Origin of the sequence: Bradyrhizobium centrolobii (genome assembly GCF_001641635.1) — a bacterium.
In the GTDB taxonomy this organism is placed as follows: domain Bacteria; phylum Pseudomonadota; class Alphaproteobacteria; order Rhizobiales; family Xanthobacteraceae; genus Bradyrhizobium; species Bradyrhizobium centrolobii.
In genome coordinates this window covers 13,104-35,906 of sequence record NZ_LUUB01000071.1, presented here as the reverse complement: position 1 = coordinate 35,906, position 22,803 = coordinate 13,104, and the positions used below count along the sequence as shown (strand labels likewise).

Below are 22,803 nucleotides of genomic sequence, written 5' to 3'. Positions count from 1 at the left end.
CCGTCTGTGCGGCCTTTTGCCCTTTTTCGGACCATCTTCGCAAGCACAGCTTTAGACCATGTTGCACTGCCAAGGGAATATCATGCGTTTGGCCCTTTACACCGGAATATTACTGGCTGGCGGTTACACCTGCCTGACACCGGCGCTCGCCGCCGATCCCACCGGCGACTGGCGGGTCGCCGACGGCGTCGCCAACATCCGAGTCGCACAATGCAATGGCAGCATGTGGGGCGCAGTTTCCTGGGAAAAGCAGCCCGGCGGCCGCGACGAGAACAACCCGGATGTCTCAAAAAAGAACAGGCCGACGCTGGGCATGCCGACCCTGATCGACATGAAGAAGAAGGCTGGCGCGGATCAGTGGGAAGGTCAGGTCTATAACGCCAAGGACGGTCAGCTCTACAGCGCGACCATCAGCCCGGTCGGCACCGACCAGCTCGAGATCAAGGGCTGCGTCTTGGGCTTCCTGTGCGGCGGTGAGACCTGGACGCGCGTTGGGCCGCCGATTCCCGCGAGCCTTGCCAACGCCATGGCCAAGGGCGCGCCAAAGTCCCCTGGAGCGGCGCCGAAAGCCGGAGCCACGACGGGCGCCACCGCGCCTGCACCCGGAACTGCAAAGTCCGCGAGCGCGGCCAAGCCCGGTCAGAAGGGTGCCGCCGACCCCGTCGGCGACATCTGCCTACTCCCTGAGATTGCGGGGTTTACCCATTAGAGCCGGCTGAAACAGCAGCACGGCGGCAAGCGTCGTCACCAGCGACAGCGCCAGCAGCTTGCCCATGCTCGACGTGCCGGGATGGCTCGACAGCCACAGGCTGCCGAACGCGGTGGCCGTGGTCAGGGCGCTGAAAAAGATCGCGCGCGTCAGGCTGGTCTGGAGCAGATTCGTTCTGCCGGAGCGCCAGGCCACGACATAGTAGATCTTGAAGGCGACGCCGACGCCGAGCAGCAGCGGGAACGCGACGATGTTGGCGAAGTTGAGCGGCAAGCCGATCAACACGCAGATCTCGAGCGTCACCGCGCCTGCAACCAGCAGCGGCACCAGCGTCATCAGCACGTCGGCGAACCGGCGCAGCGTGATCCACAGCAACAGGCCGATCACGAGCAGCGCGTAGATACCGGCGTGGATGAACGCCTTCACAACGGTATCGCCGGATTTCAGGATCGAGACCGGTCCGCCGATGGCGGTCGGCTCGGCCGCGAGCACGGCTGCCGCGAATTTACGCAGCGTATCGTTGTCGTTGGGATCGCCCTTGGGCAGCGCCTCGACGCGGATGATCCCGTCCTTGCTCTTCCAGGCGTTGACGAGATCGGGAGGCAGCGACTTCAGGGTGACGGGTTCGGCCCGCATCGCATTTCGGAGCTGGTCGAACACGATCTTCATTGGCGTGACGAAGACGTCCTGGGCCTTGTTGCGTGTCACTTCATCCGCTTTGGCGAGTTTCTCGAGCGCATCCGCCAGGCGGCGCGAGGCGACGGCGCCCGGGCCCTTCGCGTCGCCGGCGGTCCTGCGCAGATTGTCGACTGAGGATTTCAGCGACTCGACGTTCTCCTGATCCGACGGCGCCGGATCGATCTGGTCCGGGTTGAGCGCGGGGTTCAGCACCTTCGCCCCCTGCGCAATCAGCTTCAGCTTCGGCTCCTGGTCCTGCGGCACGAAACTGTCGAGCGACATCACCCGCAGCACTTCCGGCACCTTCTCGAGCCTGGCCTCGACCTGCCTCGCCTGCTCCTCGGACGTGGTCATCACGTTGATGGCATTGGCGCCGGTGTTCGGATCCTTGCGCAGGTCGAGGAAGGTCGCGATCGATTCGGCATTCGGGTTGCGCAGGTTCATCGGATTGAAGTCGAACTTCATGAAGTAGAGCAGCGGCAGGCCGCCGAGCGCGAGCAGCAGCGTGCCGCCCACGATCAGCACGCGGTGCTTCTCCAGGAAGTGATCGAGCGGCGCCAGGAAGGCATAACCGACCGGCTCCTCCTCACCGGGCGGGTTCAGAAGCTTCAACAGCGCCGGCAGCACGGTGATCGAGGAGAGGAACGCCACCAGCATGCCGACGCCCGCGATCTGGCCGAGCTCCGAGATACCCTTGTAGTCGGTCGGCATGAAGCAGAGGAAGCCGGCGGCCGTCGCCATCGCCGCGAGCGACAGTGGCACCGCCGAGCGCTTTGCCGCGAGCACGAGCGCGCCCGAGAGATCGCCGTGCTTGTAGCGCTCGGAGCGGTAGCGGACGCTGTACTGGATCCCGAAATCGACGCCCAGGCCGACGAACAGCACGGCGAATGCGATCGAGAGCAGATTGAGCGACCCGACCATCATCAGGCCGGCGGCCGTGGTCAGCGCGAGGCCAATGAAGAGGTTCACGAACACCGCGAAGATGATCTTCGCCGAATGCAGCGCGAGCCACAGGATGAACAGCACGACCACGACGGTGCCGATACCGTTCACGACGGCGCCTTCCTGGACGGTGGCATATTCCTCGTTGGCGATCGGAACCGGGCCGGTCAGCCGCACCCGCGCCTGGTACCTGGTCGGAAAATCAAGATCCGCCGCCGCTTTCCGGATCGCGTCGGTGGCGTCCTTGCCGGGCTCCAGCGCGTTGTAGTCGAGGATCGGCTTGAACTCGATGAACGCGCGCTTGTCCGAATCCGACAGCGGCTCGTCACTGATAAGCTCACGCCAGGAGAAGGTCGCGTTGCCCTTGCTGAGTACGGTCTCGACGGTCTGCGCGATCAGGTTGAAGGGCCGCTCGGTGCTGTCGAGCTTCACCTGGCCCCGCTTGACGCCGGCAAGCCCGGTCTCCAGCGCTCCAGTCAGGCCGCGGATCGAAGGGTCGCCCGCCATGATCTCGACCAGGGGCGCGGCGGATTCGAACTGGCTGGTCGCCTTGGCGACCTCTTCGGTCGGGAGGAATAACAGGCCGTTCCTCTCGAAGAACTCGCCGGTGCCGAGCTGCTGCATCGACAGGAAGTTGGCTTTGTCGTCCTTCAGCTTCGCATAGAGCGCGTCCGCCGCGGCGGTCGTCATCTCCGGCGTCTTCGCCTCCACGACGGCCAGGATCGTCGCATCGCGGTCGAAGGCGCGGTCGAACTGCTGGTCGCGCTGCCGCCAATCGAGGTTTTGGGAAATCAGCGAATTGATATCGGTGTTGATGGAGAAATGACGCGCCGCGTAATAGCTCGCTGCGACCGCCAGCAGGAGCCCGACGACGACGACGAGAGAGGCAAACCGGGTACAGGCCCTGACGACGGCAACGACTACACTCTGCAGCACATCTTTTCTTTCTGGTGTTAACCGGAAACGCCCGCTGTTTATCGGAGTTCCCGGGCGAAACCTATTGCTGTTTTGAGTGGTTCTCGCCGGGAGAAGGTTCGAAGTAAACGGCGGGAGACCATGGCAAAATCATGCGAGGGCGGCCGGTATAGCCGGCAAGTTGAGGCGGGAAAGTGACGAAGGGGTGAGGACAAATGCCGCTCCTTTCTCCCGCCGCCGAATTTACTATAATACCGGCAAACAGGCCCAATCTGGAACCGGAACCGTATTCCGGCTTTCCTCGCGGCCGATTTTTTGACACAAAGTGCTGTGCCTCCATGCGCTTGGGACCCACTGGGGTGGGCTGTTACCGCGTGCGCAAGAACCAATGGTGCGGATATTGCAGCTCATTGGTCAGTATCGGGGTGCCGCCGGGGACATGAGCGGATTGGTGCAATTTGCGTGATGGGCGTCCAATGGAAGTTTATCTAGCGCAGCCGCGTGGCTTTTGCGCAGGCGTAGTGCGTGCGATCGAGATCGTGGAACGGGCCCTGGAGAAGTATGGTCCGCCCGTCTACGTGCGCCATGAGATCGTGCACAACAAGTACGTGGTCGAAAGCCTGAAGAACAAGGGCGCGATCTTCGTCGAGGAACTGTCCGAGGTTCCGCCCAAGGCGGTAACCGTGTTCAGCGCCCATGGCGTCGCCCGCAGCGTCGAGGAAGAGGCCGCCGCGCGCGACCTTCCGGTGCTGAATGCCACCTGTCCCCTGGTCACGAAAGTTCACAATCAGGGGAAGCGCTACATCACCAAGGGCCGCACGCTGATCCTGATCGGCCATGCCGGCCACCCCGAGGTCGAGGGCACGATGGGCCAGGTTCCAGGCCCGGTGCTGCTCGTCCAGAGCGTCGAGGAGGTTAAAGCCCTGACGTTGCCGGCGGATACGCCAGTGGCCTACATCACCCAGACCACGCTGTCGGTCGACGACACCAAGGACATCATTGCAGCCCTCCAGGCGCGATTTACAGATATTCAAGGCCCGGACATCCGGGATATCTGCTATGCGACACAGAACCGCCAATCTGCGGTAAGGGAACTTAGCAAGCTGGTCGACTTGATCTTGGTGGTGGGTGCCGCCAACAGCTCGAATTCGAACCGGCTCCGCGAAATCGGCACTGAAGCCGGTGTCGCGAGTTACCTGATCGCCGACGGCCGCGAGCTCAATCCGGGGTGGTTGAAAGGTGCCAGGACCGTCGGCATCACAGCCGGCGCTTCGGCGCCCGAGGTGCTCGTGGATGACGTAATCGAAGCGCTGCGGCGGATCGGACCGGTGACGGTCTCCGTGCTGCCAGGTCGCGAGGAAAACATCGAATTCCGGCTTCCGGCCGAACTGGCTGCAAGCTGACCTACCCCGAATTTCCAGCCCAGAAAGAAACGTGTGATGGCAATACCCTTCTTCAAGGAAATGCGTATCGGCGGCTATTTGCTCAAGCAGAAACTGCTTGGCCGCAAGCGCTATCCGCTCGTGTTGATGCTGGAGCCGCTGTTTCGCTGCAACCTCGCCTGCGTCGGCTGCGGCAAGATCGACTATCCGGACGCGATCCTGAACCGGCGCATGACGGCGCAGGAGTGCTGGGACGCGGCTGACGAGTGCGGCGCGCCGATGGTCGCCATTCCCGGCGGCGAGCCGCTGATCCACAAGGAGATCGGCGAGATCGTGCGCGGCCTCGTTGCACGCAAGAAGTTCGTCTCGCTCTGCACCAACGCGCTGCTGCTCGAGAAGAAGCTCGATTTGTTCGAACCCTCCCCCTACCTGTTCTTCTCGGTGCATCTCGACGGCCTGCGCGACCACCACGACAAGGCGGTGTCGCAGAAGGGCGTGTTCGACCGCGCCGTGTCCGCGATCAAGGCGGCGAAGGCACGCGGCTTCACCGTCAACGTCAACGCGACGATCTTCGACGGCCATCCGGCCGAGGAGATCGCGAAATTCCTCGACCTCACCGTCGAGCTCGGCGTCGGCGTGTCGATGTCGCCGGGCTACGCCTATGAGCGTGCGCCCGACCAGGAGCACTTCCTCAACCGCACCAAGACCAAGAAGCTGTTCCGCGACGTCTTTGCGCTCGGCAAGGGCAAGAAGTGGAACTTCATGCACTCCGGCCTGTTCCTGGACTTCCTGGCCGGCAACCAGGAATACGAGTGCACGCCGTGGGGCATGCCCGCGCGCAACATCTTCGGTTGGCAGAAGCCCTGCTACCTGCTCGGCGAAGGCTACGCCAAGACCTTCAAGGAGCTGATGGAGACCACCGACTGGGATTCCTACGGCACCGGCCGCTACGAGAAGTGCGCCGACTGTATGGCTCATTGCGGCTACGAGCCCACGGCTGCGACGGCCGCGCTCAACAACCCCCTGAAGGCGATGTGGGTGTCGCTGCGCGGCATCAAGACCTCAGGCCCGATGGCGCCGGAGATCGACATGTCCAAGCAGCGCCCGGCGCAGTACATCTTCTCCGAGCAGGTCCAGAAGAAGCTCTCGGAGATCCGCCGCGACGAGGCCCTCGCCGCCGAGCAGAAGGCCGCCCAGAAGGCCTCGAGCGCCGCTTAACCACGGACATCGACATGTAGCAGCGTGCTCTGGTCGGCCCCGGATTACGCTTCGGGCTACGCACAGCAAAAGAGAAAGGCCCGATCGCCTATGGCGACCGGGCCTTTTTGTCAGATCGAACAACCGCTCAGACGGTCTCGGGGACCAGGCCCTCGCTGTCGAGCCCCTCGCTGCCGATCAGGAAGTTGCGGCAGCCGCGCAGCGAGCGCAGCGCGCGGTTGAAATCGATGCCGGTCGAGACCAGCGCATGCAGCGTTCCCGGGTTGCGCACGATGCCGCGCAGGACCGCCGCCACGTCGATCTGGCCATTCGGCTTGATCGCGGCGCGGGCGAGCGCCGGCAGCGCGCGATGGGCGGGGTCGCTGACCACCCGGACCGCGGCAAAGGGAAGCCCGGCCTCGGCCGCATAGGCCGCCGCGATGTGGCTCTCCATGTCCACGGCCGCCGCTCCCGTCTCCAGATGCAGCGCCGCCTTGCAGGACCGGCCCGTGACCACTTCCTCGGCACCGGCGAGGCTGCCGCGCACCACACGGCGGCGTCCCGACGTCAGACGGTCGATGAGGTCGTCGCTGAGCGACAGCCCGGCGGCCCAACGGGCGTCGCCCGAGAGCACCTCGGTCGCCACCACCACGTCGCCGGACCGCAACGTCGGATCGAGCCCGCCAGCCACGCCGAAGGAGATGACGCCGCGAATCGATTCGGGATCCACCACCGTCAGAAGCGCCCGCAATTGCGTCGGGCTGCTGGAAGAGCAAATGACCGCCATTCCGGGCCCGGCCGCGATGCGGGCCTCCTGTACCAATCCGGTCACAATCAATAACGGCCGCGGGTCTATGGCATTACCCACGGTAGTCTCGTCCCCCGTCCCCAAAGTCACATTCCGACCCCTACCACCCTGCTGTTGGTGTTCCGCAAGTTCCGATACCGCGCCAGCGCCCACAACGGAAAGAACTTCGGGTAACCATGATACCGTAGATAGAATACGCGGGGGAAGCCCGTCGCCGTATACCGCTGCTCGTCCCACAGTCCTTTTTCGTTCTGTGTTGCAATCAGGTACTCCACCCCGCGGGCGACGGCCGGATGATCGACCTCGCCGGCCGCCATAAGGGCAAGCAAGGCCCATGCCGTTTGCGAGGCGGTCGATGGGGCGGCCTCCCAGCCCTTGTAGTCGAGCCGGTAGCTGACGGCGTCCTCGCCCCAGCCGCCATCGTCGTTCTGGATCGAAGCCAACCAGTCGGCTGCCTTGCGAATCATCGGGTCCTTGTGGTCGACGCCGACCATGTTCAGGGCGCACACCACCGACCAGGTTCCATAGATGAAGTTCATGCCCCAGCGGCCGTACCAGGATCCCTCGGGGTGCTGGGTGCGCCGGAGATAGGCAACGCCGTCGGCCACGCGCTTGCTGGTCTTCTGGGTCTCGCCGAGCTGGGCCAGCATCGAGATGCAGCGCGCAGTCACGTCCTCGGTCGGGGGATCCAGCAGCGCGCCGTGATCCGAGAACGGGATGTTGTTCAGATAGTATTCGAAGTTGTCCACGTCGAAGGCAGCCCAGCCGCCGTCGGCGCTCTGCATGCCCTCGATCCATTCCCGGCCACGGTCGATCGCGGCGTCATAGCCTGCGATCCCGTGCTCCCGGCGCATGCGGTCCATCGACATCACCACCACCGCGGTGTCATCGAGATCGGGATAGTGGGCGTTGTTGTACTGGAAGGCCCAGCCGCCCGGCCGCGTCTTGGGCCGCTTCACGGCCCAGTCGCCCTCCACGTCCAGCACCTGCTTCGGGATCAGCCAGTCGAGGCCCTGCTTGGCAGCCGGAACGGCCTGTGTGCCGCCAGCCTCGAGCAGCGCGTGCGCCGTCAGTGTCGTGTCCCACACCGGCGAGACGCAGGGCTGGCAATAGGCCTCGTCATCCCTGATGACGAGCAGCCTGTCCAGGCCCCGGCGCGTCGTGGCGCGCGGCGGATAGTTCTCATCCTTGCCGAGCGCGTCGTACATCATGACGATGTTGGCCATCGGCGGATAGATCGCGCCCATGCCGTCCTCGCCGTTGAGCCGCTCCTCGGTGAAGGCGAGCGCCGCTTCGATCGCGCGCTTGCGCAGGCTCTTCGGAAACAGCGGCTCGATCACGCGCAGGATAGCATCGAGCGAACGGAACAGCAGGAACCACGCCATGCTCTGGTGCGGCGCCTTGGCGGTCATGCCGATCGAACGCGGATCCTGAAGGAACAGCTCATCGATGCCGACGCCCTTCGGATTCCGCGCGCGCGGCTTCAGCGCCGCGAGCACCAAGAGCGGCACCATGGTGGTGCGCGCCCAGTAGGAGATCTTGTTGAGGTGGAACGGCGACCAGAACGGCAGCAGCACGATCTCCACCGGCAGCACCGGCACCGCGCGCCAGGTCACGACGCCGAACATCGCGAGCGTGAAGCGGGTGAAGACGTTGCTGTTGATGGCGCCGCCGCGCGAACGGATCGCCTCGCGCGCGCGCGCCATGTGCGGCGCGTCGACGGAGTCGCCGATCATCTTGAGCGCGAAGTAGGCCTTCACGCTGGCACTCATGTCGAACTCGCCGTCATGCACCAGCGGCCAGCCACCGTGGGCGCCCTGCACGCGGCGGAGATAGTTGCCGATCTTGGCCTCAAGCACGGTGTCGACCGGCTCAGCGAGATGGTGACGCAGCAGGATGTATTCTGCGGGAATTGTGCAGTCGGCCTCGAGCTCGAAGACCCAATGGCCGTCGGATTGCTGGAAGCCGAGGACGCCTTGCGTGGCTGACGCAATGCTCGATTCCAGGATTTCGCGGTTGGGCGCGTTCACGGAATCCATCTCGTTCGAACTCTCCGATAGTTGCTTGAATTGACGGGGTTTCAACCCATCAGCCCCGCTGTGCGGCCAGGATCAGGTCGGCGGCGCGATCGCCGGACCGGACCGATCCCTCGATGGTTGCAGGCAATCCCGTAGCAGTCCAATCGCCGGCAAGGAACAGGTTTTTCAGCGCGGTGACCGGCCCCGGACGCAGGGCATTCTGCGCCGGTGTCGCGGCAAAGGTGGCACGACGCTCGCGCACGATCTGCCAGGGAGGCAATTCGCCGGAAACGCCGCCCGCCTTGCAGACATCGTTCCAGATCGTCTGCGCGAGTTCCTCGCGCGGCATGTCGACCAGGCGGTCGCCATTGCTGATGGTCACCGAGAGGCGATTGGGGAAAGCGAAGAGCCACTCCACGACTCCGCCGATCACGCCCAGGATGGGCGCCGCGTGCGGCGGCGGCTCGAAACGGAAATGCGCGTTCACGATGGCGCGGAATTCGGTCGGCGTCTTCAAGCCCGGCAGCAGGCTCGCAGCGGCGCGCGGCGGCACCGCCATCACGATGGCATCACCGTCGGCGATCTGGATCACATCTTCGCCGCCGAAATTCAGCGCAAAGACCTTGCCGTCCTTGCTGACGAAAGAATGCAGCTCATGGCCGAGCTGAACGCAATGGCCGCGCTCGGTCAGGAATTTCACGGCGGGCTCGATCAGCACTGCGCTGAGGCCATCGCGCGCGATCAACGGCCGGCAGGCTTGCCCACCAGCGAGCAGCGTCTCGCGCACGATCGCGCCGGCAAGCCCGGCCGAGCCCTCGGGTGGATCGACGTTGAGCGCGGCGAGCAATAGCGGCTGCACCAGGCGCTGATAGAGGATGCCCTCGCAGGGAATGGACTTGCCGACCAGCGTCTCCTCCGACGCCCAGATCAGCGGCGCCAGCTTCAGATAGTCCGTGAGCCCGGTGTCGGGAACGCGCCGGCCCTCATCGAGCACCCAGGTCGGCAGCCGGCCATCGCCGAGATCGAGCTGCCAGCGCTGCCCGGTCGCGAGATCGACGAAGGGAAACTGCGCGCGCTCCGGGCCGACCAGGCCCGCCTCGGTGCCGATCGAGCGCGCATAGGCCCGTGCATGGCCATTGCCCGAGAGCAGGAGATGATTGCCGTTGTCGATGGTGAGGTTGGTCGCACCGTCGAAATAGGAGCGGCAGCGGCCGCCGGCCTGGTGCGTCGCCTCGTGCACGGCGACCTTGAAGCCGGCATTGGCAAGCCGCACAGCGGCGGAGAGGCCGGAAATTCCAGCGCCGATGATGTGAGCTGTCTTTTGCATCAGATGAAAGCGTAGCGAAGCAGGATACCGATGCGCGTGAGCTTCGATACACGCACCGGCTGACGCGGCGCGTTGAAGCCGCGCGCGATCAGGAGGTCCAGAATGGCATGATAGTATTTCGACATGATCCGCGGCGCGCGCACCGCGCGGCGCCTGTTGCGGTTCATGATCTCGTCCGACTTCTCGAAATGCACTTTCGCGCGCTGCGCGAGTGGCAGGCAGACCTTCGGCAGCGCGCGCTCGGCGGCTACGCGGTTCGGATCGTTCGAGGTGATGCCGGCATGCAGCAGACCCTCGCGCGGCAGATAGAGCCGGCCGAGGCCCGCGTCCTCGTCGATGTCGCGCAGGATGTTGGTGAGCTGGAGCGCGCGGCCGAGATGATGGGCGAGCAGGATGCCGTCCTCTTCCGGCAGGCCGAACACCCGCACCGACAGCCGCCCCACAGCGCTCGCGACGCGATCGCAATAGAGATCGAGCGTCGCCATATCGGGCGCGCGAATGTCCTGCGGCACGTCCATCTCCATGCCGTCGACGATGGCGAGGAAATCCTCGCGCTTCAGTCCGAACGTCTTCACCGACGCGACGTAGTCCTTCAGCCGCGCCGGCGGATGACCCTGATAGAGCGCATCGATGTCGTCGCGCCACTCCTGGAGCGCGGCAAGCCGCTCCTCGCGCGGGCCGTGGGAATCGGCGATGTCGTCGACTTGGCGGCAGAAGCTGTAGATCTGGAACATCGCCTCGCGCTGGTCGCGCGGCAGGATGCGCATCGCGGCATAGAAGGAGCTGCCGGATGCGGACGAGCCATAATTGGCGCCGGGCGAGGTCGCCTCAAGCGTCATGCGCAGTCCCCGGTCTGGAGATAGCCTTGCGCCCGATGGCGCGGCGGACGACTTCACCGATGATGCCGGCAAGGCTGAAGGTGAGGAGTTCGAGCTTGTTCAGATGCACCCGCTCGCGCAGGGGATCGCGCACCTTGAGCAGGCGCACGATGCGATCGGCATAGGCCTGGATCACCGAGATGTCGACGCCGAGTCGGAAATCCCTGACCTCCGCGCTCAGCGACTTGCTCTCGTTGAGAAGCGCTTCGTTGCGCGCGGCCAGCGCCTGGAGACATTGCAGCATCGCCGGCGGCGACTGCGCGAGCCCGAGTTGCTCGACGGACGCGCCGCTCGCGGCCAGCGCATCGCGCGGCAGGTAGACGCGATTGAGCTCGCGAAAATCCTTGCCGCAATCCTGGAGGTGATTGTTGATCTGCAGGCCCGCGCAGAGCGCATCCGATGCGGCCCATGTCGACGTGCTCTCACCATGGACATCGAGCATGAAGCGGCCGACCGGCATCGCCGAATAGCGGCAATAATGGATGACCTCGTCCCAGGTCTCGTAGCGCAGCTTGGTCACATCCATGCGGAAGGCGACGAGCACGTCGAGCGCGTGTCGCGGGGTCATGCCGCGCTCGGCGAGTGCGCGCCGCAAGTTGACCGCTTCGGCCTGCGTGTCGCCCTTGCCGAGCAGTTCGCCCTCGAGCAGGTCGAGATAAGCGAGCTTCTCATCGGCAGGTAACGTCGCGTGATCGGCGATGTCGTCGGCGGTGCGGACGAAGTTGTAGAACGCCAGAATCAGCGCGCGATGACGCGGATGAATGATCCACGACGCGACGGGAAAATTCTCGTCGCGGTCACCCTTGCCGGATCGCAATTCGCTCGCAGAGGTCATCGAGGGCTGGTTAACAATCGTTTGGACAGGAAGGCTTTTTTTCGCCCGCACGGGCTCGCGCCGGCGATGCCGCCGCGGCCCCCATATAGGGGAATACGGCCGCAAAACCAATCCTGTCTCTCGATGGCTGCCCCTCCGGATCGGGCCCGAAAAGGCGGCCCAGGATCCGCCTTTTGTGGGCCAGCGGACGAGCTTACTGGTTGTGGTTCTTCAAAACCTGATCACAGGCCTGCGAGATCTTCGCCCGGTTCTCCTTCAGGCAGGCCAGGATGGTGAAATCGCCCTGATCGATGACCGGGCGGCAGAACTTCTGCACGTCGCGCGTGCAGGCTTTCTGCTCGTCGGGCGTGCCACGCCCTTGCTGGGCGAACGCCGCCGTCGAAAGGGATGCCGACAGCAGGGTGAGAGCGACGAGGAGCTTACGCATTGTATTCCTTCATTCTGACGACAGAATCGCACCAATCCCGGACAGCACAGGGCAGACGACCGGAACCGATTGTTCTGATGGCAAGTTGCCGCGGAAGCGCGGCATCCGGGAAAGCACAAGCGCTGGCAAATGCGGCCAAATTGTCGCCACGCCCACCAAAACACGCCTTCCTGTCACCTTCATTGGCAGATGTAAGGGATTGATACTACGTCATAATTCGTACATGGCGTGTTTTGCCGCCGACCTGTTGCAGACATGCATCTGTCCTCCGCGGGTTTCACGCCGGAAACACGATGAAACACTGGGAATCATGCGGCGGCCTGCGGTGAAAGCGCTTCGCGGTCCCCACATCTCGGATGGTCAGGCTTTGAACCAGAAAAAGGCTCGGAACACTAAACCTTCGATGTGGCGAGACGTCCCTGTCTCGAGCGGACGTCGTTCCAAAACGGGATATTCAGCATGAAATTCTTTGGGCGATCTGAACAGGCGATCAAGGCGGCCGGCATTGCGGCTGCGCTGCTCTTCTCGGTCTCGGCAAGCCATGCTCAGTCGTCCGGACCGTTTGCCGGCTTCGACGGCGCGTGGACGGGCACCGGCACGGTGTCCCTGTCCGACGGCTCCACCGAGCGCATCCGCTGCAAGGCGGACTACAAGGTCGCCGGCAGCGGCCTCAACCTGAAGCAGAGCCTGCACTGCGCCAGCGACAGCTACAAGTTCGACCTCACCAGCGACGTGACGAGCCAGGGCGACCGCATCTCCGGCAACTGGAGCGAGGCCAGCCGCAACATCTTCGGCAACCTCCAGGGCACCGCCGGCGGCGGCCAGATCGACGTGTTCGTCGAGGCCAACGGCTTTGCCGCCAACCTGTCGCTGCGCACCAACGGCACCAAGCAGACGGTGCAGATCAGCTCGAAGGGTGAGATCCGCGGCGTCAACATCACGATGACGAAGGGCTGACGCCCTTCCCGATCGGAAAGGATCATGGCCCCCGGTGCTCGCAAGCCGGGGGCATTTTGCTGACGTGGACCACCTTCGCAGAAACCTGCTCTGAGGAATCGGGCTCTTCGCGACCCATCGCGTCCCTGCGCGCGACGCATTCGCAGCGGCATCTGAAATAGACAGCGTCCGGATCGGCGCCCCAGGCGTCCCAACCGGCAAGCGCAACCTGGATTTCAGCGTCGGCGGCGAGCCCCTTGCTCACAAGCCGCGGCCCGAGGCCGAGAAGGCTGCGCCGCGCATCCGCGACCGCCTCCTCGCGGCTTGCTGCGTCGGCGCTGTGGTTGACGTAGCTTGCACCGGCCCAGATCGGCGTGAACCCCGTGCGCGCGAAGGATGGAGCTCTGCCGGCGGCCGAAGCGAAGCGCCGCCGGATCGTCATGCTCGTACCAGCGCTGCCAGAGGTCGAGCGCCAGGCGCACGCCGTCGAGTTCGGGATGGAGAATGTTGCCGCCGACATCGGCATCGCGCGTTCCGAGCAGGCCGCCCGGCCTCAGCACCCTCCGCGCTTCCGCCAATGTCCTCGTCAGGCTCGCCGGACTTTGGTGATAGAGAACGGCGTGGAAGAACACCGCATCGAACACCCCATCGGAAAACGGAAGCGCGGTCATGTCGGCTTCGACGAAGGAGAGATTCGTCAGGCCTGAACGCGCCGCGAGGCGGTCGGCGGATGCGACCGCGTTCGGCTCGAGATCGACGCCCACCGCCGTGCCGACAATCCCTGCCAGCGCCGCCGTGATGGTCCCGGGCCCGCAACCGGCGTCGAGCAGGGCCATGTCCGCCGTCAGAAATGGCACGAAAAAGGCGGCTGAATCGCCGCCCCGCTTCCGCTGAAACTCCACGACAGAGCCGTCGTACCGCGTCGTCTGCATGGCGTATCCCCCGGCCGAAATTCGGCGCAGTCATTCAGACTGCGCCGATTCCATGTCCGATGGATGAAGCCGCTCAGATCGCGCGCTTGTCCGGCCCTTGCAGCTTCTCGTGCAGGTTGATCAACCACATCGCCGTCGGCCGCAGGATAAAGAGGTCGGCGACGAGGGCGGCCACCATCGAGAAGGCACTGAGCCAGCCGAACAGCCGCAGCGACGGCAGATCGGAGAACACGGTGACGACGAGGCCGCAGGCCAGCACCACCGTGGTCAGGATCAGCGCAGGACCGACCAGCACGGTGGCACGCTCGACGGCGAGCGCCGATGAGACCCCAGGCTTGCTCTCCAGCCTGAGACGGTTGAGGAAGTGGATGGTTGCGCTGAGGCCGAGGCCGAAGGAGACGGTGAGCGCCACGACGCTGGCGAATTGCAGCCCCTCGCCCATCGCCCACAGCAGCGTGCCCGACATCACCACCGGGAAGATGCCAGGCAGGATGCAGGCGAACATCACCACCCAGGAGCGGAACGCGAGCCCGATGAAGATCGCGACCAGCGCGAACTCGACGGTGAGGCCGCGGTTCAGCTTCTCGATCATGTTGGCCGAGTTGCGCGCAGCGATGGCCGCGAGACCCGTGACCGCGACCTCGTAGCCGGGATGCTTCTTGCGGACGGCGTCGAGCTCATGGTCGAGCTTGTCGACGATCGGCAGGAGCTGGCTGGAATCCTTGTCGGGCACGCGGCCGGCGACCACGACCGCATCCTGTTCGGCGTCGATGAAACGCCGCACCAGATGCTCGGGGATCACGTTCACATATTCTTTGAGCGTCGCGACGTCGGTGCTGCCGGCCTTCTCGGCGAGCCAGCGGCGCAACGTCTCGAGTGACCAGACGTTGCCGACGCCGGCCGCCTTCTCCACGGTCGCGTGCACCTCTGCGATCGTTTGCAACGTCTCCGGCGAATAGAGCGATTCGCCCTTGGGGAACTGGATCAGCACGTTGACGGGGTTGGCGCCGGTCAGCTTGGCGTCGAGCCGGTCGCTGGCGGCGACCGCCTGACGCTTGTCCGGCACCTGGTCGGCGAGCCGGTAGCGCGGCTCCAGATTGGCGTAGATGACGCCGAGGCTGCCGACGAACAGCACCGCGATCAGGCTGAACAGGCCGGGCCGGCCCACCATGCGCACCGCGATCCAGTAGCAGAAATTGCGTAGCGCCTGCACGCCGGCATCGGCGCTCTGGAATTTGACGGCAAAGACCCTCTCGTTACGCACGAACAGCACGCCGAAGACCGGCACCAGCGACAGCACCGCAACCAGCGCGATGATGGTCGCGGCCAGACCGGCCTCGCCGAACTTGCGGATCAGGTCGGAGTTGGAGAACTGGAGCGCGATGAAGGAAATGCCGGCGGTGCCGTGCGTCAACACGCAGGCCGGTCCCACCACCAGCACCGCGTTCTTGAACGCGGTGAACTTGTCCTGCCCCGCGATCAGCCGGTCACGCGCGGCGAAGGTGAGCTGCATCGAGTCCGAGAAGCTGATGACCATGATGAGCGGCGTCATCACGTTCAGGAACATGTTGAGATTGAAGTTGGCCCAGCCGAGCGCGCCGAGCGCCAGCAGGATCGCGATCATCGGCGGGAATGCCGCCACCACCATGAAGGAGATCTTGCGGAAGAAGATGATGGCGATGATGCAGCCGGCGAGAATGCCGAGGATGTTGTAGGTGAGCCCGTCGCGCTCGACCGCGTTGCGGATTTCGAGCTGCATCACCGGCACGCCGGAGAGCTGGACGCTGAGGCCGGTGTCGCCGAGATCCTCCTTCATCAGAGCGCGGATGTCGCCGACGGTCTTGCTGAGCTTGCTGGAGGCGACCACATCCGGATCGAGCGAGAGCACGATCAGCGCGAGCGTGCCGTCCTCCGACAACAGCTTGCCGCGGATGATCTCGTTGGCTTTGACGGTCTCGATGAACTTGTCATAGGCCTCGCCCTCCGGAAGCTCGCCCGGGAACAGGGCTGCCGGCAGCTTGCCCGGCGCCGGCGCCTGGCGGGCGGAAAACAGCGAGACCAGCCCGCGCGTGCCCTCGACCAGTTGCAGGTCGGTAACGAAGTCGCGGAGCTTCTCGAGATTGTTCCGCGCCAGCAGGTTCTTGCCCTCGACCACGACGAGGACGTCGAATTCCTCGGCCGGGAACTTTTTGGTCACCTCTTCGTACTGGCGGAATTCGCGGCTGTTGGAGCGGAAGAGCTGTGACAGCGAATCATCGATCTTGATTCGCTCGATCCCGAATACGGCGCCGACGATCAGCGCGAGCAGGACGAGGCAGGAGACGACCGGGGCCCGAACGGCGATCAGCCCGAGACGCTCCAGCCCGAAGGCGATGGAGGTGGCAGGTCCCTGCTCGACCTTGTCGACATGAACCTCACTCTCGCTGTGCTTTTCGAGCATGCCTTGTCCAGTTCCTGAATCGACTCGGTTTGTGAGCTTATTGCGCCCCGCGAACGGCCTGAAAACGCCATACAGATGGGAGGCTTGACCCTTGAAAACGCGCGGAAAATCGCGCCACGCGGTTTAGCAGGTCCCCGCATGGTCCCGCAAGCAGGCGCAAACCGGCCGAACCGATCAAGATGCGGCGATTTCGGCCCCCGATCCCGGTCATTCGGATAAAGCTGTGCCAATTCGACGCGGGGCGCGGTCGCCGCTCTCATCCTTCAGCGCAACCCCGGTGACCTCTCCTGCCAGTCCCTCGCGGACGAGCCAGGCGATCTTGAAGGCCGCCTCGTCATGGCTCAACCCGGCGTTGTGGATGTTCGAGACGCAGTTGCGCTCGGCGTCGGTACGCCCCGGCGTTGGCGCGAAGGTCAGATAGGCGCCAAGACTGTCGGGCGCCGACAGGCCCGGCCGCTCGCCGATCAGCATCACGACCATGCGCGCGCCCAGGATGGCGCCGATCTCGTCACCAAGCGCCACCCGTGCGCCGGAGGCAACAACGACATGGCCGATCGCGACAGGCTCGTCAGCCGCGAGCCGCGGCACGAGGCTCTTCACCAGCGCGACCGCATGCGCATGCACCGCCGTCGGCGACAGGCCGTCGCCGACGATGATCGCAAGCCGGCCCGGCTCCGTGGCGATGCGCGTCAAAGCCTCGGCGGAGCCGGCCTCGAGCTGCCGCCCCAAATCCGGCCGCCGCAGATAGTCCCGGCGATCGACCGCCCGGCTGCTCGCCTCGGCGGGTGCAAGACCGAACTCGCGGAGCTCGGCGACCAGCCGCGGCGCATCGAAGGCGGCGTGCACGGCATCGCGGGCGCGGGCATGGTCCAGCGTGAAATCGAGCAGCGGCTTTGTCGGCAGGCTTGCGCCGCTGCGCCCGAGCGCGACGCGCGCAGGCGTGAGGGAGCGCAGATCGCGTGTCGCGCGGGACGGGACGGCCGGATCCTGCATGTCGCTCACTCGGCGGGAACGGCAGCCTCGCGCAGCCGCAGCGAATAGTTCGACGCGTTCTGCTTGCCGCTCGATGCCGCACGCGCAAAGGTGATGAGATGGTGCGCGATCAGTGTGCAGCCGATCAGGCCTTCGAGATCGCCGCGCTTGATCCGCCCCAGCGCGAACTTCCAGAACACGCGCCGGTAATTGCCGAGCACGCCGATCTTCCAGAAAATGTTCCTCAGCATGATCAGCGCACGCCTGATGTTCGGCCAGGTCTTCACCTCGTCAGGCACCGGCACCTTGAGGCGGTTGGAATAGGTGTGGTCGCACTGATACTGGAAGCGCGCAAACACCTTCTCGGGCTCGTAGGCGACGCCCATGCAGTGCTTCCAGGATGCGACGACGTCGTCATAAGGAAGGAGAAAATCGACGTTGGAGTCGCGGCCCTCGTCGTCGATCAGGCGCCCTTCCCGCTCCAGCCGATCCCACAGCGGCGTCTTCGGCAGCGCCTGAAGCAGGTTGATGGTGAGCAGCGGAATCTGGGACTCTTCGACGAAGGCCAGCAGCGCATCGGATGTATTCGGCTTGTCGGTGTCCAGCCCCATGATGATGCCGGAGACGACCTCCATGCCGTAGGAGTTGATGGTACGCACGCCCTCCAGGATCGGGACCATCATGTTGTGGTCCTTGTGCATCGCATGCAGCGCGTCCGGATCGGGCGTCTCGATGCCGCAGAAGATGGTGACGAAATAGGCCTCGCGCATCTTCTCCAGTATCTCGGGGCGCTTGGCGATATTCAGCGTGGCCTCGCAGGCCAACCGCATCACATAGCCGGTCTTCTTCTGCCATTCGATCAGGTGCGGCAGCAGGTCCATCGCCGCCTTGCGGTTGCCGATGAAATTGTCGTCGACGAAATAGACCGTGTCGGTCATGCCGCATTCGCGCAAGCGGTCGAGTTCGGCGATGATCTGCTGCGGCGTCTTGATGCGCGGGTTACGGCCATAGAGGCCGGGGATGTCGCAGAACTCGCACTGATAGGGACAGCCGCTGGAATACTGGATGCTGCCGAGGAAGTACCGCTTCACGTCGGCAAGCTCGTAGGCCGGAATCGGAAACTCCGTCATCGGCACGCGATCCCCGGTCGTCAGCACCACCTGCTGCGCGGGGCGGGAGGTGTCACGGGACAGGATTTCGATCAGCTCGTCGGTGGCATCGCCGAGCTCGCCGACATGGAGATAGTCGAAGGACGGATAGTAGTCGGGGCACGCGCTGACCGAGGGCCCACCGAGTGCGACCGGCAGATCGAATTCATGAGCGCGGCGACAGATGTCGTTCATCTGCTGGCGCTGGATGTGCATGCCGCTGACGAAGACGACTTCGGCCCATTCGAACTCCTCCTTCGTCGTGCGGCGGAGGTTCTCGTCGACGAATTTGACCTGCCATTCCTTGGGCAGATAGGCGGAGATCAGCAGCAGTCCCTGCGGCGGCATGAAGGCGCGGACGCCGTCGGTCAGCGGGTAGGAGTACTCGAATGTACCGAACGAGGAGGTGTAGCGCGGGAAGACGCAGAGGATATGCCGGATCGTTCCGTTGCTCTTAGCGCGCATCGAACTTCCCCCAACAACGACGTTCTACAAAAGGTGCAGAATAGACGGTCAGACACATAACGTAACGCTGAGACCGAAATTCCTCAAGATTGTGGCATCGGTCTAATTCGTAAGACGTGCCAATGGTTTCTCCGGTTCATTGTCGCCGGGCGCGGTTTCTGCGCCGACGTGTCCTCACGCGATCAGCCGCGAGGCAAAATCGGGCAGCAGGGCTGCGTCGCCGGCAAGCCGGAAATCGGCTCCCGCAATGCCCGACTGCGCCAGCCAGTCGTCAAACTCCGGCGCGCGACGCAGGCCGAAGACGTCACGGACATAGAGCGCGTCGTGGAAGGAGGTCGATTGATAGTTCAGCATGACGTCGTCGGCGCCGGGCACCCCCATGATGAATGTGACGCCCGCCGCCGCCAGCACCGTCAGGAGATTATCCATGTCGTCCTGGTCCGCCTCGGCATGATTGGTATAACAAATGTCAATGCCGAGCGGCAGGCCAAGCAGCTTGCCGCAGAAATGATCCTCGAGCCCCGCCCGGATGATCTCCTTACCGTCGTAGAGATATTCCGGGCCGATGAAGCCGACCACGCTGTTGACCAGGAGCGGCGCAAAGGCACGGGCGACGGCATAGGCGCGCGCCTCGCAGGTCTGCTGGTCGACGCCGTGATGGGCGTTGGCTGACAGCGCCGAGCCCTGGCCCGTCTCGAAATACATCACGTTCTGCCCGACGGTGCCGCGCCGCAGCGACAGCCCGGCCTCCTGCGCTTCCCGCAGCAAAGCCAGATCGACGCCGAAGCTGCGGTTGGCGGCCTCGGTCCCAGCAACGGACTGAAAGACGAGATCGATCGGCACGCCCTGCCCGATCAAGGACAGGGTCGTGGTGACATGGGTCAGCACGCAGCCCTGCGTCGGGATATTCAGCCGCGCGATGATCTCGTCAAGCAGCCGTAACAATTGCGCGATCACGGCCGGATCGTCGCTCGCCGGGTTGATGCCGATACAGGCGTCGCCGGCTCCGAGCAGGATGCCGTCGAGGATCGAGGCGGTGATGCCCCTGGCATCGTCGAAGGGATGGTTGGGCTGGAGCCGCGTGCTCATCCGTCCCTTCAGGCCGATGGTGTTGCGGAAGGCGGTGGTCACCTCGCACTTCCGCGCCGCCAGGATCAGGTCCTGGTTGCGCATCAGTTTTGACACTGCGGCTGCCATTTCGGGCGTGATGGCAGGCGCCAGCTTGCGCAAGACCTCGGGCGTCGCAGCGTCCGACAGCAGCCAGTCGCGGAGGGCGCCGACCGTCAGGGATGCCACTGGCGCAAAGGCCGCCGCGTCGTGGCCGTCGATGATGAGGCGGGTAACCTCGTCGGCCTCGTAGGGGATGACGGCCTCCTGGAGGAATTGCCCCAGCGGGACGTCGGCGAGCGCCATCCGCGCCGCGATCATCTGCTCAGCGCTATCGGCGGCGATCCCGGCCAGCCGGTCCCCGGAGCGCGGCGGGGTCGCCTTGGCGAGGAGGTCGCGCAGGTCGGGGAATGTATGGGTCGTGGCGTCGATGGTGTGGCGGTAGACCAAAGGCCCCTCCGGGGTTCGTCGGCCAATGACCGACTCCAGACCGATCTTGAAGGCGGTCCTGCGTCAGGGAATACGCGCCCGGCGCTTTTCGCGCACTCCAATGTTTGCGGCACGCCGTTCGATCCGCGCGCTGACCTGCTGGACATCAATATACTCAACACCAAAGCACTGAAATGGCGCAATTTTCTTTCGACCAAGGACGAATGCTGCGAGGGAGCGCGTTAACGCTGCATCCATCTTCATTCTGCATAGTTTTGCATCAATTTTTGAACGACCGCGCTCACCGGCCATCGACGGCCATTTCGGGCCCCTACACCATGACAACTGACCGATCTGGGAATGCCGCCGGCCTGGCAGGCCGTTTCACGCTCGCGAACAAGCTCTACGCGATCTTCGCGCTGTTTGCCCTGCTCACGGCGGCGATCGCGCTGCTGTCCGATTACAACAGCCGCCGCAGCGCCGGGCTGACGGCCGCGATCGAGACGGCGAATGCAGCCGCGCTCAACGTCGAGCGCGTCAATTCGCTGGTCTATGCCGTGGTGATGGAATCCCGCGGCGTCTACATGTCGACCGATCCCAAGGTCGTGAAGAAGTTCGGCGACGGGCTGCTCAAGTTCAACGATCAGATCCTCGAGGTGGTCAAGCGCTGGGAGACCATCGTCAAGGCCGACGACGCCGAGCAGTTCGCCACCTTCAAGAAGCGCATCGAGCAGTTCGTCGACTTCCGCAAGGAGCTGGTCCGCCGCGCCAACGAGATCAGCCCGGCCGCGGGCCGCGAATGGGGCGACAACGACGCCAACCGCACCGTGCGTTCCGCGCTGAACAAGGATCTCGAAGCGCTGTCGAAGGTCTATGCCGAACGCGCCAGGCAGATCTCGCAGGAGAACGCGACCAACCGCACGCTGTCCTTCGTGCTGACCTGCCTCGGCGGCCTGGCGCTGGCGCTGGTCGTCATCGGCATCATCATCATCGCCCGCTCGATCGCCCGTCCGCTCTCGGCGATCACCGCGACCATCAAGCGGGTCGCCGACGGCGCCGAGAATGTCGTGGTGCCGCACGGCGACCGCGCCGACGAGATCGGCGCGCTGGCCCGCGCGATCCAGGTCTTCCAGGAGGCCATGGGCCGCAACCGCAACCTCGCCTCGCAGATCTCGCAGGAATCCGCCTCGCGCGAGGAGCGCGCCCGCCACATCGAAAAATCCGTCGAAGAGTTTCGCGACGCGATCGGCGCGGTCATGCGCGGTCTCACCGACAACGCCTCCGTCATGCGCGAGACCGCGCAGACCATCACGCGCGTCACCGCGGATGCGAGCAGCCGCGCCGGCACGGCGGCGAACGCCACCGAGCAGGCCTCGCACAACGTCACGGCAGTGGCGGGTGCGGCCGAGGAGCTGTCGGCTTCGGTGGAGGAGATCGGCCGCCAGGTGCGGCAATCCGCAGGCGCGGTCGAGCAGACCGGCCAGCGCACCGAGAAATCGATCGCCGAGATCGAGAGCCTTGCGGCGGCCACGCAACGCATCGACGGCGTGCTCAACCTGATCCAGGCGATAGCCGAGCAGACCAACCTGCTCGCGCTCAACGCCACGATCGAGGCTGCGCGTGCGGGCGATGCGGGCCGCGGCTTTGCCGTCGTCGCCCATGAGGTCAAGGCGCTCGCAGGGCAGACCGCCAAGGCGACCGCCGAGATCAGCGAGAACGTCAGCATGATCCAGATTTCGACCCGCAATGCGGTGGAAGCCGTGCGCGAGATCGGCGGCGCGGTGCGCGAGATCAACGAGGTCACCTCGGCGATCGCCGGCGCCATCGGCCAGCAGGACTCCGCCACGCGCGAGATCTCTTCCAACGCGCAATCGGCCGCGCAGGGCAACGAGACACTGGTCGCCAACATCACCTCGCTGCGCGACGCTATCGGCGAGACCGACACCGCGGCAGCCTCCGTGCTCACGCAAGCGAGCAGCCTGACCGCAACCGCGCAGACGCTGTCGCGCGAAGTGGAAAAGTTCTTCCAGAACTTGCGCTCGGGGTCGGCGGACAAGCGCGCCGCCAAGGCGGGATGACAGCGCGTCAAGCGCTGCAAAGCTGGCGGTGCGCGCGCTCTCACAAAAATATCGAAAACAACCCCATGCAAAGTAGGATGGCTCGCCTGGCGCCATGCCCTCGACGACGCCTCGACGACATTTGACACGTCGGGCAAAACACCAGCATAACGTCATCATGGCGGCGGTACACCTCCCGAA

The 22,803-nt window shown here is 64.7% G+C and carries 18 protein-coding genes; 5 read left to right on the top strand and 13 right to left on the bottom strand.

The features are described from left to right. The first annotated feature begins 82 nt into the window (after window positions 1-82). On the top strand, window positions 83-709 hold the full coding sequence (locus AYJ54_RS23070) for a DUF2147 domain-containing protein (RefSeq protein WP_063702455.1): 627 nt from the start codon (window positions 83-85) through the stop codon (window positions 707-709). On the opposite strand, the gene hpnN is transcribed toward AYJ54_RS23070, so the two are convergent. Continuing rightward, window positions 677-3,265: a hopanoid transporter HpnN gene (gene hpnN / locus AYJ54_RS23065; protein ID WP_063702453.1), complete on the bottom strand. Its 2,589-nt coding sequence runs from the start codon at window positions 3,263-3,265 to the stop codon at window positions 677-679. The genes AYJ54_RS23070 and hpnN overlap by 33 nt on opposite strands. A gap of 455 nt (window positions 3,266-3,720) precedes the next feature. Here hpnN and ispH point away from each other — a divergent pair, with 455 nt between their 5' ends. Both ispH and hpnH read left to right on the top strand, forming a co-directional pair. Continuing rightward, window positions 3,721-4,647, top strand: coding sequence for a 4-hydroxy-3-methylbut-2-enyl diphosphate reductase (gene ispH, locus AYJ54_RS23060; protein WP_063702451.1), 927 nt, complete (start codon window positions 3,721-3,723; stop codon window positions 4,645-4,647). 36 nt (window positions 4,648-4,683) lie between these two features. Continuing rightward, a complete protein-coding gene (gene hpnH, locus AYJ54_RS23055; protein ID WP_063702449.1) occupies window positions 4,684-5,844 on the top strand; it encodes an adenosyl-hopene transferase HpnH in 1,161 nt (386 codons plus the stop codon). 127 nt (window positions 5,845-5,971) lie between these two features. On the opposite strand, the gene AYJ54_RS23050 is transcribed toward hpnH, so the two are convergent. The 6 genes from AYJ54_RS23050 to AYJ54_RS23025 form a co-directional block, all read right to left on the bottom strand. Continuing rightward, a complete protein-coding gene (locus AYJ54_RS23050; RefSeq protein WP_063702447.1) occupies window positions 5,972-6,721 on the bottom strand; it encodes a phosphorylase in 750 nt (249 codons plus the stop codon). Next, window positions 6,718-8,670 (bottom strand): squalene--hopene cyclase, encoded by a 1,953-nt coding sequence (gene shc / locus AYJ54_RS23045; RefSeq protein WP_063702445.1) that lies wholly within the window; start codon window positions 8,668-8,670, stop codon window positions 6,718-6,720. The genes AYJ54_RS23050 and shc overlap by 4 nt, the downstream gene beginning before the upstream one ends. Before the next feature lie 49 nt (window positions 8,671-8,719). Continuing rightward, a complete protein-coding gene (hpnE, locus tag AYJ54_RS23040) occupies window positions 8,720-9,976 on the bottom strand; it encodes a hydroxysqualene dehydroxylase HpnE (RefSeq protein WP_063702443.1) in 1,257 nt (418 codons plus the stop codon). Further along, window positions 9,976-10,815, bottom strand: a complete 840-nt coding sequence (gene hpnD, locus AYJ54_RS23035) for a presqualene diphosphate synthase HpnD (RefSeq protein WP_063702441.1) — start codon at window positions 10,813-10,815, stop codon at window positions 9,976-9,978. The genes hpnE and hpnD overlap by 1 nt, the downstream gene beginning before the upstream one ends. Further along, entirely contained in the window at window positions 10,805-11,689 is an 885-nt protein-coding gene (gene hpnC / locus AYJ54_RS23030) for a squalene synthase HpnC (protein ID WP_063702439.1), read from the bottom strand. The genes hpnD and hpnC overlap by 11 nt, the downstream gene beginning before the upstream one ends. 193 nt (window positions 11,690-11,882) lie before the next feature. After that, the gene (locus tag AYJ54_RS23025; protein ID WP_063702437.1) at window positions 11,883-12,116 is read right to left on the bottom strand and encodes a hypothetical protein; all 234 of its coding nucleotides are present in this window, start codon (window positions 12,114-12,116) and stop codon (window positions 11,883-11,885) included. 459 nt (window positions 12,117-12,575) lie between these two features. Here AYJ54_RS23025 and AYJ54_RS23020 point away from each other — a divergent pair, with 459 nt between their 5' ends. Then, complete coding sequence (locus tag AYJ54_RS23020) at window positions 12,576-13,073, top strand: hypothetical protein (protein WP_063702435.1); 498 nt, start codon at window positions 12,576-12,578, stop codon at window positions 13,071-13,073. 215 nt (window positions 13,074-13,288) lie between these two features. Here the strand turns inward: AYJ54_RS23020 and AYJ54_RS23015 are convergent, their stop codons facing one another. The 6 genes from AYJ54_RS23015 to AYJ54_RS49635 all read right to left on the bottom strand — a co-directional run bounded on the left by AYJ54_RS23015 (window position 13,289) and on the right by AYJ54_RS49635 (window position 20,857). Next, window positions 13,289-13,984: a class I SAM-dependent methyltransferase gene (locus AYJ54_RS23015; RefSeq protein ID WP_063702433.1), complete on the bottom strand. Its 696-nt coding sequence runs from the start codon at window positions 13,982-13,984 to the stop codon at window positions 13,289-13,291. 73 nt (window positions 13,985-14,057) lie between these two features. After that, window positions 14,058-16,424 carry an efflux RND transporter permease subunit gene (locus tag AYJ54_RS23010; RefSeq protein ID WP_063702431.1) on the bottom strand — a complete coding sequence of 789 codons (2,367 nt, stop codon included), beginning with the start codon at window positions 16,422-16,424 and terminating at the stop codon, window positions 14,058-14,060. A gap of 207 nt (window positions 16,425-16,631) precedes the next feature. Then, window positions 16,632-17,417 (bottom strand): ethanolamine ammonia-lyase subunit EutC, encoded by a 786-nt coding sequence (gene eutC, locus AYJ54_RS23005; RefSeq protein WP_063702521.1) that lies wholly within the window; start codon window positions 17,415-17,417, stop codon window positions 16,632-16,634. Between the two features lie 5 nt (window positions 17,418-17,422). Next, window positions 17,423-19,009 carry a B12-binding domain-containing radical SAM protein gene (locus AYJ54_RS23000; RefSeq protein WP_063702429.1) on the bottom strand — a complete coding sequence of 529 codons (1,587 nt, stop codon included), beginning with the start codon at window positions 19,007-19,009 and terminating at the stop codon, window positions 17,423-17,425. A 174-nt stretch (window positions 19,010-19,183) separates the two neighbouring features. Beyond that, the gene (locus AYJ54_RS22995; RefSeq protein WP_063702427.1) at window positions 19,184-20,566 is read right to left on the bottom strand and encodes an ethanolamine ammonia-lyase subunit EutB; all 1,383 of its coding nucleotides are present in this window, start codon (window positions 20,564-20,566) and stop codon (window positions 19,184-19,186) included. Window positions 20,567-20,629: 63 nt separating this feature from the next. After that, window positions 20,630-20,857 (bottom strand): hypothetical protein, encoded by a 228-nt coding sequence (locus AYJ54_RS49635; protein WP_136623875.1) that lies wholly within the window; start codon window positions 20,855-20,857, stop codon window positions 20,630-20,632. A 26-nt stretch (window positions 20,858-20,883) separates the two neighbouring features. On the opposite strand from AYJ54_RS49635, the gene AYJ54_RS22990 reads away from it, so the two are divergent. Continuing rightward, on the top strand, window positions 20,884-22,623 hold the full coding sequence (locus tag AYJ54_RS22990) for a methyl-accepting chemotaxis protein (RefSeq protein ID WP_063702425.1): 1,740 nt from the start codon (window positions 20,884-20,886) through the stop codon (window positions 22,621-22,623). The last annotated feature ends 180 nt before the right edge of the window (window positions 22,624-22,803 follow it).

What these genes read in the sequence shown, in the direction of transcription:
- AYJ54_RS23070 (WP_063702455.1), top strand. Translation starts at nt 83, where the DNA reads ATGCGTTTGGCCCTTTACACCGGAATATTACTGGCTGGCGGTTACACC.
- ispH (WP_063702451.1), top strand. Translation starts at nt 3,721, where the DNA reads ATGGAAGTTTATCTAGCGCAGCCGCGTGGCTTTTGCGCAGGCGTAGTG.
- hpnH (WP_063702449.1), top strand. Translation starts at nt 4,684, where the DNA reads ATGGCAATACCCTTCTTCAAGGAAATGCGTATCGGCGGCTATTTGCTC.
- shc (WP_063702445.1), bottom strand. Translation starts at nt 8,670, where the DNA reads ATGGATTCCGTGAACGCGCCCAACCGCGAAATCCTGGAATCGAGCATT.
- hpnE (WP_063702443.1), bottom strand. Translation starts at nt 9,976, where the DNA reads ATGCAAAAGACAGCTCACATCATCGGCGCTGGAATTTCCGGCCTCTCC.
- hpnD (WP_063702441.1), bottom strand. Translation starts at nt 10,815, where the DNA reads ATGACGCTTGAGGCGACCTCGCCCGGCGCCAATTATGGCTCGTCCGCA.
- hpnC (WP_063702439.1), bottom strand. Translation starts at nt 11,689, where the DNA reads ATGACCTCTGCGAGCGAATTGCGATCCGGCAAGGGTGACCGCGACGAG.
- AYJ54_RS23025 (WP_063702437.1), bottom strand. Translation starts at nt 12,116, where the DNA reads ATGCGTAAGCTCCTCGTCGCTCTCACCCTGCTGTCGGCATCCCTTTCG.
- AYJ54_RS23020 (WP_063702435.1), top strand. Translation starts at nt 12,576, where the DNA reads ATGAAATTCTTTGGGCGATCTGAACAGGCGATCAAGGCGGCCGGCATT.
- AYJ54_RS23015 (WP_063702433.1), bottom strand. Translation starts at nt 13,984, where the DNA reads ATGCAGACGACGCGGTACGACGGCTCTGTCGTGGAGTTTCAGCGGAAG.
- AYJ54_RS23010 (WP_063702431.1), bottom strand. Translation starts at nt 16,424, where the DNA reads ATGCTCGAAAAGCACAGCGAGAGTGAGGTTCATGTCGACAAGGTCGAG.
- eutC (WP_063702521.1), bottom strand. Translation starts at nt 17,417, where the DNA reads ATGCAGGATCCGGCCGTCCCGTCCCGCGCGACACGCGATCTGCGCTCC.
- AYJ54_RS23000 (WP_063702429.1), bottom strand. Translation starts at nt 19,009, where the DNA reads ATGCGCGCTAAGAGCAACGGAACGATCCGGCATATCCTCTGCGTCTTC.
- AYJ54_RS49635 (WP_136623875.1), bottom strand. Translation starts at nt 20,857, where the DNA reads ATGGCCGGTGAGCGCGGTCGTTCAAAAATTGATGCAAAACTATGCAGA.
- AYJ54_RS22990 (WP_063702425.1), top strand. Translation starts at nt 20,884, where the DNA reads ATGACAACTGACCGATCTGGGAATGCCGCCGGCCTGGCAGGCCGTTTC.